At 42.3% G+C, this 14,257-nt stretch carries 13 protein-coding genes; 8 read left to right on the forward strand and 5 right to left on the reverse strand.

Features of this window, described 5'->3' with window-relative positions; all coding sequences use genetic code 11:
* Window positions 1–2 precede the first annotated feature (2 nt).
* From PLE34_RS00330 to PLE34_RS00345, 4 genes are all read right to left on the reverse strand, one after another.
* On the reverse strand, window positions 3–800 hold the full coding sequence (locus tag PLE34_RS00330; RefSeq protein WP_324552871.1) for a hypothetical protein: 798 nt from the start codon (window positions 798–800) through the stop codon (window positions 3–5).
* A gap of 19 nt (window positions 801–819) precedes the next feature.
* Window positions 820–1,560 carry a hypothetical protein gene (locus PLE34_RS00335; RefSeq protein WP_324552874.1) on the reverse strand — a complete coding sequence of 247 codons (741 nt, stop codon included), beginning with the start codon at window positions 1,558–1,560 and terminating at the stop codon, window positions 820–822.
* A gap of 20 nt (window positions 1,561–1,580) precedes the next feature.
* Window positions 1,581–2,276 (reverse strand): hypothetical protein, encoded by a 696-nt coding sequence (locus tag PLE34_RS00340; protein WP_324552877.1) that lies wholly within the window; start codon window positions 2,274–2,276, stop codon window positions 1,581–1,583.
* 98 nt (window positions 2,277–2,374) lie between these two features.
* Entirely contained in the window at window positions 2,375–2,905 is a 531-nt protein-coding gene (locus PLE34_RS00345) for a hypothetical protein (RefSeq protein WP_324552880.1), read from the reverse strand.
* A gap of 175 nt (window positions 2,906–3,080) precedes the next feature.
* Here PLE34_RS00345 and PLE34_RS00350 point away from each other — a divergent pair, with 175 nt between their 5' ends.
* The 3 genes from PLE34_RS00350 (at window position 3,081) to PLE34_RS21810 (ending at window position 6,245) form a co-directional block, all read left to right on the forward strand.
* Window positions 3,081–5,096, forward strand: a complete 2,016-nt coding sequence (locus PLE34_RS00350) for a tetratricopeptide repeat-containing sensor histidine kinase (protein ID WP_324552883.1) — start codon at window positions 3,081–3,083, stop codon at window positions 5,094–5,096.
* A gap of 20 nt (window positions 5,097–5,116) precedes the next feature.
* On the forward strand, window positions 5,117–5,749 hold the full coding sequence (locus tag PLE34_RS00355; RefSeq protein ID WP_324552886.1) for a response regulator: 633 nt from the start codon (window positions 5,117–5,119) through the stop codon (window positions 5,747–5,749).
* 283 nt (window positions 5,750–6,032) lie between these two features.
* On the forward strand, window positions 6,033–6,245 hold the full coding sequence (locus tag PLE34_RS21810; protein WP_502875854.1) for a hypothetical protein: 213 nt from the start codon (window positions 6,033–6,035) through the stop codon (window positions 6,243–6,245).
* Here the strand turns inward: PLE34_RS21810 and PLE34_RS00365 are convergent.
* Window positions 6,239–8,794, reverse strand: coding sequence for a glycoside hydrolase family 20 protein (locus tag PLE34_RS00365; protein ID WP_324552889.1), 2,556 nt, complete (start codon window positions 8,792–8,794; stop codon window positions 6,239–6,241). The genes PLE34_RS21810 and PLE34_RS00365 overlap by 7 nt on opposite strands.
* A gap of 168 nt (window positions 8,795–8,962) precedes the next feature.
* On the opposite strand from PLE34_RS00365, the gene PLE34_RS00370 reads away from it, so the two are divergent.
* From PLE34_RS00370 to PLE34_RS00390, 5 genes are all read left to right on the forward strand, one after another.
* A complete protein-coding gene (locus tag PLE34_RS00370; protein ID WP_324552892.1) occupies window positions 8,963–10,246 on the forward strand; it encodes a Gfo/Idh/MocA family protein in 1,284 nt (427 codons plus the stop codon).
* A gap of 180 nt (window positions 10,247–10,426) precedes the next feature.
* Entirely contained in the window at window positions 10,427–11,332 is a 906-nt protein-coding gene (locus PLE34_RS00375; RefSeq protein ID WP_324552894.1) for an alpha/beta hydrolase, read from the forward strand.
* A 46-nt stretch (window positions 11,333–11,378) separates the two neighbouring features.
* Entirely contained in the window at window positions 11,379–12,113 is a 735-nt protein-coding gene (locus tag PLE34_RS00380; RefSeq protein WP_324552897.1) for a YggS family pyridoxal phosphate-dependent enzyme, read from the forward strand.
* A 131-nt stretch (window positions 12,114–12,244) separates the two neighbouring features.
* Window positions 12,245–13,789 (forward strand): carbon-nitrogen hydrolase family protein, encoded by a 1,545-nt coding sequence (locus PLE34_RS00385; protein WP_324552900.1) that lies wholly within the window; start codon window positions 12,245–12,247, stop codon window positions 13,787–13,789.
* Window positions 13,761–14,207, forward strand: a complete 447-nt coding sequence (locus PLE34_RS00390; RefSeq protein WP_324552903.1) for a GNAT family N-acetyltransferase — start codon at window positions 13,761–13,763, stop codon at window positions 14,205–14,207. Before PLE34_RS00385 ends, PLE34_RS00390 begins: the two co-directional genes overlap by 29 nt.
* The last annotated feature ends 50 nt before the right edge of the window (window positions 14,208–14,257 follow it).

The following is a 14,257-nucleotide window of genomic DNA, read 5'->3' on the forward strand; positions in this document are numbered from 1 at the left end:
TATTATTTTGTGTTTAGCACCATTTCGTTGGGTTCAAAGGCAACACATTCCATGGTGGCGCTGGTATTTTTCTTTTTTTTGCTTTTCTTATCCACCATTTCCATGTACATCATCAGGCCGTTTTCGTATTCCCCGGCGAATTTTTGCATAGCTGGGGGGATGTTGGCATGCTCGCTTTTAAACATGGTTCCAAATCCTGCTTCCATATCAGGAGCTATATAAATGGTGAATTTATAGTCATCATTCTCCATTTCGCGCCCAACACAATCGTAATCTAAAAATTGACGATTGGGCAGTTCTTTAAAAGTGTAATCATTATATATGTTCAGGTCTTCCAGGTTCACTTCACTGTTTAAATCCATTTTCGTAGCCGTTGCCATACCGTTCACTTTCGTGAACATTATTTTGTTGCCTTCGTCAAATACCATAAACATTTCCATCCCCATATTCATTTTTACCCCCATATAGGGTTCGGTTTTACTGAGGTAATAGTCGATGTCTATTGCTCCTTCCCGGGTGGTCATTTTCAGAGCGTAGCGATAGTTGAAGTTGTAAGTGTCGGGCACATTTGACATATCAACTTTTTTACCGCCCGGTTTCATCAGCCTGCTAAAATCAGGATTGAGAATTTTGTCCATTGCCTGGCCGGTTTTATCAGCGGCCTTTTCAGCCGTTTTCCCTAAAACAACATCCTTGCTCCGCTCCAATGTGCGATTTTTCAGATCTTTTAAAAACTGTCCGTTTACATTTTTCGTCCCGACGGCGGCAATCAAAACTGCAATCAGTAGTATCCATTTCATAATTTCCGGGTTTAAAAGTTTATTTTAATTTTTCATCTATAATCATTCTTGCCAGTTCAATACATTTCTCTCTGTTCAGACTTTTATCTTCAGTAATGTCAATTACCAGAGCAAAACTCAGTCCGTGGTAAAACACTTTCAGTTCGTTGAAGTTTGGATACCATGCGGCAGCTTGTCCGACTCCATTAATCTCTTCCGGCTGAAGGTTATTGATTAACCCAGTGCCTATGTCCGTCACTTTTCTTCCTATTTCCGTATCGGTCTGTTTAGGTTGCTTCTCGTTTGCTTGCTCTTTAAGTTTTTTGCCGGCTGCCGCTTTCTCTTCATCGGAGAGGCTACGGTAATTTCGTTTGAACCTTTCGAGCGTGGTGTTTGCAACCGAATTGATGCCCACTTTGTCCAGGTAAGGAGGGTTTACCGTTTTCCCGCCAATCGTTACGGATCTTGTCCTGCCATTCGTCCACAAATAGTTGCATTCACGTGGCGGAGCATTTTTGCCACCCAAAAATCCGGCTGTCTTATTTTCATAATCTTTAGTCGCTTTAGATTTGTCGAAGCCACTCACCTTAGCTGCCATCTCAACTGTCAACAGTTCATCAAGTTTCCCTTTAAAATCAGCTGCATCTATTTGGCTTGGCTTTATGGCTGCAGAGGAAACGGCTTTACCCGGGTTTGATGTGTCGGATGGACTGCTTTTACTATCGCAGGAAAGCAGCAACAGAGAGGATGTGATCAGGAAAAAAGCAACAAGGACTTTCATTATTGTTCTAATTATGGTATTTAAAAAAAGTATTTTGCAATCCACATTATCTTCGGATTATCACCGGCATTGGTCATTCTTATTTTTTTCGGAAAGGAAGCCCTTATATCAGGGTTAGTTTTGTAAACCGATTCAAGTTGGTACGCTATCAGGTTTAACCCTTTTTTTAACTTGAGATCATATTCAACATTTACCTCAATATCCTCATCATTGTAATAGTCAAAATTGATACACTTCTTCTGAAGGTTGACATCTTCTGTTACGAGTAAAACTTGATAAAACGAGCCCTCAACTGCATCGTTAAAACCGTTGTTCTCCATCCATAGTTGGAGTTTGAGATTTGAAACCGGGAAAAGCACACCCGCCCAGGTATTGTCTGCCCACAAAGCAATGTGTCGCGCACTGCTGGCTATTTTGGCTTCTCCCTCCGGGAAGTCCCCAGGATTGCCGCATACATATTGAAACCCATAACTAAGGTTAGAGATATACAGTTCACGCTCTTCTTCCGACAGCTTTTCTGTAGGATCTACAGACAGATTGATTTCAAAATCGCCGTTGGCATTTAGTGTACCTATTTTAACCGGTTTTTCCATCCCAAACATAGTTAGCACGATGTCCATTTCTCCTTTGTCATGCCCTTCAATTTTACCACTCCATTTTTGTGCATAGGCGAAAACAGTGGTAGCCAGTAAAATCGCTGTCAGTAAGACTTTCATAAGTGTATGCATTAGTTTATTATTTGCTTTATACTAACAATAAAAGATATAGTTGCCGAATGAGAACATTTTTTTGGGAATGCACCTGGCTAATTTTTTTAAAATATGAATGAAATTGTTACAGGCGGTATAGAGCCGGAGATTTCCTGTCCGGAAGAAACTTTCATTTCCAAAATAATATCGTAGCGACCGGAAAGTGCATTCATTTTAGAGTCTTTGATCCTGCTGCCCGCTTCCTTATGAAGCATCGGAATAAAATCAAAAGCTTCAGCCGGCAGAAACATATCTCCGGGTAACCAGGGCCAACCCGATCTGCTGGAAGAACCAATTACTCTTCCGTTCCTTTTTACAGTTGTACGCATATCAAACAATACCGGCTGCTGTGGCGGATATGTTCCTCCGGGCCAGAAGGTAAACCCTATCCGATATTTATCTTCTTTAAAGCTCTTAAAAAGGCCAGCCGCTGTTTGTTCTTTAATGCGTCCATCTTTGCTAAAGCCGGACACGGAGATTTTACCGGAAAAGGATGCCTTACCGGAAACGGGTACTTTACCGGGAATTGTTTGCGTATAAGCAGCAGCGTTAAATAAAATGAACCCGGTAATTAAAAATAAAATACGCTTCTTCATGGTGATGTATTTTCTTAAATGATTTAAATTCTATCAGATAATAATGATTGTAAAAATGGCCTGTTTCTTATTTTTTTACAATACCTGAAAGGCACCATTTAGGCATTAGAAAATTACCTGTATTCAGGTAGATGGGTATTTAGGCAATTCATTTATATTTATTGAAAATTATACATTGAGAGACCGCTGGCTATATTCTTTTATATTTTTTATCTTTTTGGTGAACGGATCATTGCTGTTTGCTCAGAATGATAAGACAAAAGATAGTCTATTGGCTATTGCATTAAAAGATAAACCGGACAGCAATTCTGTCATCGCTATTAAAACACTTCAACGGATTTTTTTTAATGCCGGATTGTATGACTCCGCCTTCAATTATGCACATCTGGCCATTGCTGTAACAAAAAATATAAATGACAGAGACGGGCTGGCAAAAGCGTATTACAATTTAGGATCCATCTACACAAACCTTTACCATTATGATAGTGCAGTATATTATACCCGTTTGGCAGAAAAAGAAGCATTAGAAAGAAAAGATTCTTTCCTGCTGGTGCATTGCTACAGTAATTTTTCCATTCAATATCGCTACCAGAATGATTATGAAACCTCATTGGATTATGCAATAAAGGGTGCAAAAATTGCAGAACGCTCTTCCGATTCTGCAATTATCAAAATAATACCCAAGCTTTACTGGGATATTGGCGCCGGGCTGAAAGCGCAAAAACAATTTTTAAAAACGATTGAGTACGATAAAAAGGCATTAAAAATTACCAATTACCCCGATGAGCAACGTTACCGCGTTTTACTGCTGTTGGAAATAGGCGATGCCTATCTCAAACTTAATCAACTTACTGAAGCGGGAGCGCACATTTCAATGGCAGTGGCAGAAAATGAACTGCTCAACAATATTGTTATTGCCATACAAACTTTTAACACTCAAGGAATTTATTTTCAAAAACTGGGCAAATCAAAACTGGCTTTGGAAGCTTTCCTGAAAGCCTACCATTTATGTGATAGCGCTAAAGATGATAACCTGAAATCGGATGTGGCGAATAATATAGCGCTTAATTATTTAAATCAAAAACAATACAGCAATGCCCAACACTTTGCAGAAGAAGCAAATGTTCTGAGCATCCGGCAGAAACAATTTAGAAGAGCTGCTAACAGTTTTGACGCCTTGAAAGCTATTGCAGCCGCACAGGAGAATTATCAACAGGCTTTGCAATATGCCAATCAATTCAAAAATTATTCTGATAGCACTATTAATGAAGAAACGCATAAACAAATGGTTAGCCTGGAAAAGAAATATGAAACAGAAAAAAAAGAAAAAGAAATTGCTGATTTAACCCTGGCCAACACCGCTAAAGAACTGCAAGTCGTTAAACGAAATCGTCTCTTAGTGGGTGGAGGACTTGCAGCACTTTCTCTGATGATTATATTAGCACTATTGGTTCGAAACAGCAAACAAAAACAACTATTAGCCCGCAAGGAAACTACCCTTCACCAGGAACAAATTGAATTCCTGAAAAAGCAGCAACAGGTCGTGTCGTTACAGAGTATGGTAAATGGACAGGAAACCGAACGATCGCGAATTGCAAAGGATCTGCACGATGGGCTTGGCGGCTTATTCAGCACCATAAAAATGTATTTGAGCACTTTGCAATACGAACAGGAAACCCTGCAGCAAAACGCACTTTTCGCAAAAAGTTATCATTTGATCGATACGGCCAGCGAAGAAGTACGGCGCATCGCACACAATATGATGCCCGAAGGATTGATGAAGCTGGGCTTGCTGCATGCACTGGAAGATATGTGTTCAAATATCAGCGCTGCTAAACAATTACAGGTAAAACTGCAATCGTACGGCATGGAACAAAGAATGAATGCCTCTACAGAAATCATGTTGTATCGTATTGTGCAGGAATTATTAACCAATATTATAAAACATGCCCAGGCTACACAGGCAATTGTGCAGTTTAACAGGGAAGAAGACCGGCTTACCGTAACAGTTGAAGATAATGGACGCGGATTTAACTTAAAGGAATCGGATGATAAAAAACACAAAGGTTTGGAAACCATTAAAAGCCGCGTAAATTATTTGAACGGGCAAATTTCCATTGATTCAGAAACCGAGGTAGGTACTACTGTATTAATGGAATTTTTGATTAACGAAGATCCCGAAATCTTTTAACCCTTTTTGGTTATCAAGCAATGATAAATATTTATATTATAGACGATCACCCTCTGGTAGCCGGCGGCATAGCCATGATGCTGAAAGATGTTGCCTATGTAAATATTACGGGCACAGCCACTACTGCCAATGAAGCGGCAACCTATTTAAAAGACAATAAGCCGGAAATTATTTTGCTGGATATCAGTCTGCCGGATATGGATGGTCTGCAACTATGCGATATCATAAGAAAAGAAAACAAATACAGTAAAATAATTGGACTCACTTCCGCTAACGAAAGTTCTATTATTACCCAGTTGCTGCACAGGGGCGCTAATGGCTATTTATTAAAAAATATGGAACGGAAGGAATTATTAGAGGCCATCGATAAAGTAATGGACGGAAAGATTTTTCTGAGCCAGGCTGCCAATGAAAAAGTGCTGGAACATTTTTCCTCTCTTTCTTCTGCATTGAATGAAATGCCCGCCATTACAAGAAGGGAGAAAGAAATTTTATTATTTCTGGAAGATGGTTTAAACGGGCCTCAAATTGCCGCAAGGCTTTTCATTAGCCCTTATACGGTGGAAACCCATCGTAAAAATTTAATGCAAAAACTAAATGCAAGCTCTACTCAGCAATTATTAAAAACAGCAAAGAAGTTAAGTATGATATAAATTGATCATTGAAAAGCAGACATTGAGAAATTAATTATTAGCCCTTCGATAAAGAAGTGAAGAGCACATTTACCGCCCTTACCTGCTGAAGGAGTACCGGAACCGGTGGTATGTTGCCTGTTATTCCGCCCGTACCAAAAATTCTATTGTACTCGCCTTTGACAGGATCCGGTGCATAGAAATAGCTACAGAATCCTATTTTAACGATCCTGGCTTTAACGGAAAAGAATATTTTAGATACAGTTTTGGTGTTACGCACCGTTATACCGAAAATCCGGAAAAAGTGATTCTTTCCTTTACACCAAAACAAGCGAAACACATTTTGAGCCAACCGCTGCATCATTCACAAAAGCTGATCCTGGAAAGTTCTGAAGAAGTGCAGGTTCAGATAGGGGTTTATATCACGCAAGAGCTGATGATGGCTATTTTAAGTTATGGCGCGAATGGGGCCTTCATCAAAAAAATGAAACTAAAAGCGCAATCAAAATATCATTGAACTGCCGCTTTAATCTTCTGATGAAAAGCCTTGCGATAAGATTCTCCTTCTTCGTTATAATGGGTGATCCCTTCCCGTTCAGCAATACGGCAGAATTTATCATACGTTCCATCCTGTCTGGCCGAAGCCGGGGCCTGCATACACTTCAGGTACAAAAAAGGTAACGAAGCCAGTTCAACCCGCTGCAAAACCTCAACATTATCCGCCACGCTTTCCGCTTCAGCAAAAATATTTTCCGCCTCGTTAATAAAGTCTTCTGAATATATTTCATCGGATGGTTGAATACCATATGCAAAATGTATATCCGGTTTTACCAGGCTTTGCAGCAAATCAAAGTAACGGCGCACGGCCACTCCGGCCCGGCCATAGTACCCTGCCAAAAAATCATCAACCACTTCTTCCGTATTACAATCCGGGTTCCACAATATCCTGGAAAGAAGATAAGCCCTGAGCTCAGCAAACTCACCTCCCCTGCTTTGATAGGCTGCCTGTTCCATAATTCCAATGGCCTTATGCTGCTGAAATGTTTTGATTTTGGGCTGTAACGTAGCAAAATTGGGGAGCGGTGACAGATAGTGTACGAAGTTTACCACATAATCCCAAATATACAGATGCGGTGAAATGGCAGACCACTCTTTCAAGTCGGTTAAGAAGGCCTGGTTTGCGGAGCAGTGAAAATCGTGAGCTACACAACACTCAATGCTGCATAAACGTACAATCACATTACTGCGCGGAACAATATCCCGTGGTGCTGAACGGGTATACTGGTAAGCCAGCGTTCCAATGAATTTACCGGGGAACTCCTGCGCTACAGCATCAGCCACCTGGTTGACAAACCATATCATTATTCCCGACTCACCACCATACCGTTTTACAATTGCCTGGCAGTTATCACATTGGCACGGGTTAGCCCAGTCATTCTGGCTAACATCATAAATCAGGTATTCCGGGCTTTCACGCATTCTTTCCTTTATTCGTTGCGTTATAATCCGCAGCACATCAGGATTCGACAAACAAAGCTGTGCGCGTTCATAAATGCGCTTCCCGTCAATCAGACTGTAATACCCAGGATGTTTTTTGTAAAATTCTTCAGGCGGCATAAGCGGGAAGAAAGTATGAACCGCCCAGTAGGCTTCAACCCCGCCCGGCTGCTTACGGTAAGACATCGCGCCGTTCACGCGGTTGCGGGCTGCCCATATGGGTTCAAAAGCTTCATAATAAAAATCATTCCGAACGCTTACACCGGGTTTTTCCGAATGATCAAACCAGGTAAACTTAAGTTCGCCGCGTTTCGGAATCACAGCAACCTGTGGGGTATACCAACGACAACCTAATTCGCGTTCTAAAAAAGAAAAAACGCCATACATGGTTCCACGCTGTCTGCCGCCGTATATATAAATGTTTGCCCCTGAATTGAAATACCGGAATGATTCGTCATTTGTATCCGGTTCTTTTTCTCCAATAGCAGAAAATCCGGGATAGCCAATCACAATCCGGGGGCCATTACCATTGTTCTCCGATTCAACAATGGGAAGTTCTGCCCCGGAGGCTTCCTTCAGCCAGTGCTGCAGTTCCTTTGCGGCCCATTTTTCTGATGCTGAAGCTCCCGTTGAGAGCGCAATACGATAATTGCTTCTCCCCTGATTAAATAAAGGATATTCCAAACGCTTACCTGAAATAAAATCAATTTTCCGAGACAATACCTCGCCCGATTTAAGTTGAAGTAACAATTCAGCCGTAAGGGGTTTGTAGTCTGTTTCAGGCAAATCAAGCAAGCCACTGAATTCTTTTTCTCTTTTTTCATCAAGCATAATCTTCCCCTGCCTGTTACGAACGGTAATCCGCACCTGCTTAAGCAGCCTGGACAGCACTTCAGGTGAAAAACCTGAAACCAATCTGCTGCCCCCTTCTTCTGAAGTATTCACTTTAAAAAAACTTCCTCTTTGTAATGCTTCTGCAGCAGAGAACTGATGAAACCTGAAACAGAACCCCCACATATTGCCACGCTGCTCCACTTTCAGCAAAATAGTATTCTTCCCTTTTTTCAGAATAACCGGAATGAGATCCGAATCGGGCTTAATACCCCTGGCCGGCTGATAATCCCATTGACGTACTCCGTTAATCCACAAGCTGCCACCGTCGTTGGTTCCAAGCGCAGCAAGCCAGACACCTTCCTCAGAACATTCTACCTCCGAATAGGCATAAGCTGCTGCCGGTGATATCCTGGAAACATTCGCCACCAGGTCAATAATAGAATCAGGAGCATTTACATACTTCCACGGGATTGAACTTCCCTTAAATCTTACTACATCGCCTGCCTTAACTTTCAGCCCGGCTTCGCCTCCCAATTTTAGAAGATAATCCGTATCAAATCCGGGATAGTGCTGCAATGATTGCTCCCGTGAAGAATCTTCCTGCAGGGGAATGGGACCACAAAGCAGCCAGGAATGCAACCACTGTCCCGGAACCAGCTTATTGACCGGTCCCTGCGCTGACACACCAGAAAATACTGCGGATAGTAAATACACTAACAAAATGCTTCTGTTCATAAAAAAATCATTTAGTGCCGGGAAATTGAAACTAAAAAATTAAATTCACTCTATTGTCAAAATACGGTACGATTTATCAGCAGAATTATTACGGATAAAACCGATCCTAATCATTTCTTTCTTAAGTTTAAATAAATTTTCATCTTTCCTTATTTCTAAAATACTTGTATGAGCCAAAATTTCAGCCGGAGAAAATTCATTAAAACAGTGGGAATAGGCGCCGCGGGTTTTGCCATTTTGCCTTCTTTATACAGCAAAGCCGCGCCCAGCGACAAGTTGCGTATTGCACACATCGGTTTGGGCGGCATGGGCAACAATCATCTGAAATGGTTTGCCAATATACCCGAAGTAGATATTGTTGCGCTTTGCGATGTGGATGAATTACACTTAGGCAGTACACTTAAAACCCTGCAGGGGCTTCACCCTGATACAAAGGCACAAACTTATGGCGACTTCCGCCATATCCTCGACAGGAAGGATATTGACGCCATTACCTGTGCAACGCCCGACCATTGGCATGCTACTATTGCATCACTGGCATTCCAGGCCGGGAAAGATGTTTATGGCGAAAAGCCACTGTCGTATGATGTAAAGGAAGGGAATACAATGCTGAAAAACGCAACAAAATACAACAGGACATTTCAGCTCGGTAACCAGATACATGCCGGAGATAATTTTCACCGCGTGGTAGAGATCATCCGGTCGGGCGCTATAGGAAAAGTACATACGGTTCGTTTGTGGAAAACCGGCGCGCCTCCCGATTTGGGCTCGCCAACGCCCGCACCCATACCTGCTACGCTCAATTGGGACATGTGGCTGGGCCCTGCTCCCTATGTGGATTATATCCCCGCGAAATGCCATTTCACCTATCGCTATTTTTTAGATTATTCCGGCGGCGTGTTTGCCGATTTCTGGTGCCATATTGCGGATATCGTATTCTGGTCCATACAACCCAAGGGATTGAAAAGCATCAGTTCTAAAGGCGAAGCCCCGACCGGTATAGCAGACGCGCCCAAATGGATAAATGTAGATTACGAATTTGACGGATTAAATATACACTGGACAACCGAACCACCTAATGTACCGGGAGCGGCTAAACGCGGCATTGGCGCTTTTTTTGAAGGCGATAAAGGAACGCTGATCTGCGATTATGGCTCGCGGGAAATTACCATCAACGGCGAAACCGTTACCGATATCCCGGAAGTACCCCAAAGTATTCCGCGGTCGCCCGGTCACCAGCAAAATTTTGTGGATGCGGTAAAATCAAGATCGCAACCCGAATCGAACCTCGCTTATGCGCGCGAAATGACGTTACCCATGCACCTGGGATTGATTTCTTACCGGCTTGGAAGACCACTTCAATGGAATGCTGACAAAGAAAAGTTTATTGGCGACAAGGAAGCCAACAGGCTGCTTTCCAGGAAGCCAAGGAAGAAGTGGGACCTGGTGTAGGGAAGGTGAGAAGTGAATAGTGAATTTTGAGATGCTCACGAATTATAGTGTTTTTATTTGATGCCCGACAAAGGCAGGAACGAATATCGAACAGGTGAGTGATGCGTGAGTGAAAAACGCTCTCCCAACCAACAAAGCGTTATGAATGCTATTCTGAAATGAAATTTATTCAGTGCCAATATGCTTTACCGCCTTGCTTTACTTTTTATATTAATATGCAATTGTTGTTTTGCACAGCAGGAAATTCCTTTGTACACCGGAAAAATTCCAAATTCAACAGACGCAGCAAATGAAGAAAATAGAAAAGCGAATGAACTGGTAGATTCACTCGCCTTCAACGTATCCGTTCCAACGCTCACTGTTTTTCTTCCGCCAAAGGACAAAGCAAACGGTACTGCGGTTATCATTTGTCCGGGCGGCGGCTACCATGTGCTGCTTACAAAACGCGAAGGAACCGACGTAGCCCGAACGTTCAACAAATTGGGGGTAACGGCTTTTGTGCTTAAGTATCGGCTACCTTCTGATAAAACGATGAAAGACAGATCCATCGGACCATTGCAGGATGCGCAAAGAGCTATTCAACTGGTTCGCCAAAAGGCCGTTGAATGGAATATTGATCCGCAAAAAATCGGCATCATGGGTTTTTCGGCGGGAGGTCATTTGGCTTCTACAGCAGGTACGCATTACCGTGACGCTTTAATTGAAAATACAAAAAGCATGAGTCTTCGTCCGGACTTCATGCTGCTTATCAACCCCGTGATCAGCTTTACCGATAGCATAGGACATACGGGATCACGGAAAAATTTGCTTGGAGATGCTCCCACGCAAAAACAAATTAACCTGTATTCAAATGAATTGCAGGTTGACAAAAACACGCCTCCCTCCTTTTTAGTGCATTCCAATGCCGACTCGGTAGTTCCGGTAGCCAACAGCCTTTCTTTCTATGCCGCTCTTCAACACAATGGCGTAACCACCGGACTGCATATTTATGCGAAAGGGGAACACGGCTTTTTAACCACTCCTTCCTTTGATGAATGGTTTGGCAGATGCATATACTGGATGAAAGAAATGGGGCTGATCCTTTAAGATTGCAGCGAAGCAATGTTCAATTAATCGGCACCTTTGCATTAATATGAGTATGATTATTGAAAACCTTGCGATCATTAAACAGCGCATTAAATCCGCATGCGATCAATGCGGCAGAGATGAAGGTTCGGTAAAGCTATTGCTTGCCACCAAAACCGTATCTGCCGAAAATATTAAAATTGCTTTGCAACAGGGCGAAACCCTGATCGGCGAAAATAAAGTGCAGGAATTAAAAGAAAAATTTGAAGCATTAAAAGATACCCCACACGAAACCCATTTCATCGGGCATCTGCAAACCAACAAAATAAAAGAAGTACTAAGGTATGCAGATTGTATCCAATCTGTTGACCGGCTGGAGGTGGCTCAAAAGCTCAACCAGCGCCTCCAATACGAAGGCAGGAGCATGTCTGTTTTGATACAGGTTAACACCTCCGCTGAAGAAAGCAAGTTTGGTGTAGCGCCCGAAAACGCCCTTCAACTGGTTAAAGCAATAGCCGCCATGGACGCCATCCGGATTAAAGGATTAATGACGATTGGTATTTTTAGCGCAGACACCGAAAAGGTCAGGAACTGTTTTCAATTGCTCAAAAATATTCAAAAGCAAATTACCGGCTTAAACCTGCCCAATGTTGCAATGGACGAGCTTTCGATGGGAATGAGCGGCGACCTGGAAACGGCTATTTCCGAAGGCGCCACCATTGTAAGGGTGGGCACGGCTGTTTTTGGGAAAAGAATACACCCCGACAGCTATTACTGGAATGAAACCCAAATCGAAAAATAAAAAACAGCGCATATAATATCTTATGCTTTCTTTAGGCAAGCGGTATGAAACGAAGTAATTTTGTCCTGCGAATTTTAAAACAACCGAATAATTTATATTACAGAAGTTCTTACCTGAGAAAAATATAAAAAATGAATATAGAGCAAATAGAAATAGGAGGACTGCGTTTTGAAGATTACAGGCAACTGCTGGAAGCAATGAAAGCATCGTACAGCGGCTGGCAGGGCGGCTACTGGAGTCCCGGCGCCATTGAAAGACTGATTGAAAAATTTCCCGAAGGTCAGATCGTTATAAAAGCCGATGGCGTGGTGGTAGGCTGTGGATTATCCATCATTGTAGATTATAAAAGATTTGGCGATAATCATACCTACAAACAGATCACCGGCAATTATACCTTCAATACGCATGATCCTAAAGGAGATGTATTGTATGGCATAGAAGTATTTATTCACCCCGATTACCGCGGACTGCGGCTGGGCAGAAGATTATATGATGCCCGCAAAGATCTTTGCGAAAATCTGAACCTGAGAGCAATTGTATTTGGCGGACGATTGCCTATGTATCATCAATACGCAGATCAATTGAGTCCCAAGGAATACATAGTAAAAGTAAAAAGCAAAGAAATATACGACCCGGTACTGAGCTTTCAGCTTGCCAATGATTTTCATGTAGTAAAAGTGCTGCACAACTATTTGCCGGAAGATGAGCAAAGCAAAGAATTTGCTACCCTGCTGCAATGGTTCAATGTATATTATGTTCCCGATCCCAAACACCTGTTTAATGTAAAAACATTTGTGCGGCTGGGATTAATACAATGGCAAATGCGGCCTTATAATAATCTGGATGAATTGTTTCGCCAGGCGGAGTATTTTGTTGATTCCGTTTCTGCATATAAAAGTGATTTCGCCCTGTTCCCGGAATTATTCAATGGCCCGCTGCTGGCTGGCTTCAACGAAATGCCGGAAGCAGAGGCCATGCGATCGCTGGCTCAATATACACCGGAGATCAAGGTGCGTTTCCAGGAACTGGCCATCCGCTATAATGTAAATATCATTACGGGCAGCCTGCCCAGCATTGAAGGGGAGTCGCTAAAAAATATTGGTTTTTTATGTCACCGCAATGGCGCTGTTGACCAGTACGAAAAAATACACATCACACCCGATGAAGCCAAGCACTGGGGAATAAAGGGCGGCAACAGTGTAAAAGTATTTGATACCGATGCCGGCAAAATTGGTATCCTCATATGTTATGATGTAGAATTCCCCGAGCTGCCCAGGTTATTGAGTGAAGAAGGAATGCAGATCTTATTTGTTCCGTTCCTTACCGATACGCAAAACGCTTACATGCGGGTACGGCTTTGTTCTCAGGCGCGTGCCATAGAAAATGAATGCTATGTGGCTATTACGGGCAGTGTGGGTAACCTGCCCAAAGTGGAGAATATGGACATTCAATATTCCCAGGCAGCGGTATTTACCCCCAGCGATTTTACCTTCCCTTCCAACTGTATCATCAGCGAAGCCACAGCCAATACCGAAATGATACTGATAGCAGGAGTTGACCTGTCGTTATTAGATGAACTGCACAGCTATGGCAGCGTAAGAAATCTGAAAGACAGGCGAAAGGATTTTTATGAATTAAAGCTCATTGATGATAATAAGAACCGATTCAAACCATAAGGATTTTATTGAACTCGTAAAACAGCTTGATACGGATTTAGCCGAAAGAGACGGGGCGGACCATTCATTTTATGCACAGTTCAATACCGTTGACAAAATCAAATACGTAGTTATTGCGTATGAAAACGATAAGCCAACCGGTTGCGGTGCATTAAAAGCATATAGTCCAAACATCATGGAAATAAAACGAATGTACACCTGTCCGGACAACAGGGGAAAAGGTATTGCCAGTAAAGTATTGGGTGAATTAGAATTGTGGGCAACCGAACTGGGCTGCAAAAAATGTATATTGGAAACAGGAAAAAGACAACCTGAAGCCATTGCGTTGTATCAAAAGAACGGGTATAGTATTATTCCAAATTACGGACAGTATGAAGGCATTGAAAACAGTGTATGTTTTGAAAAGAAACTGAAATAATACATGTTTCTTGCGAAAAACCAATAATGCATTCCTTTACCAGTTCTTAT

Source organism: Agriterribacter sp. (assembly GCF_035445465.1).
Classification (GTDB): Bacteria; Bacteroidota; Bacteroidia; order Chitinophagales; family Chitinophagaceae; genus Agriterribacter.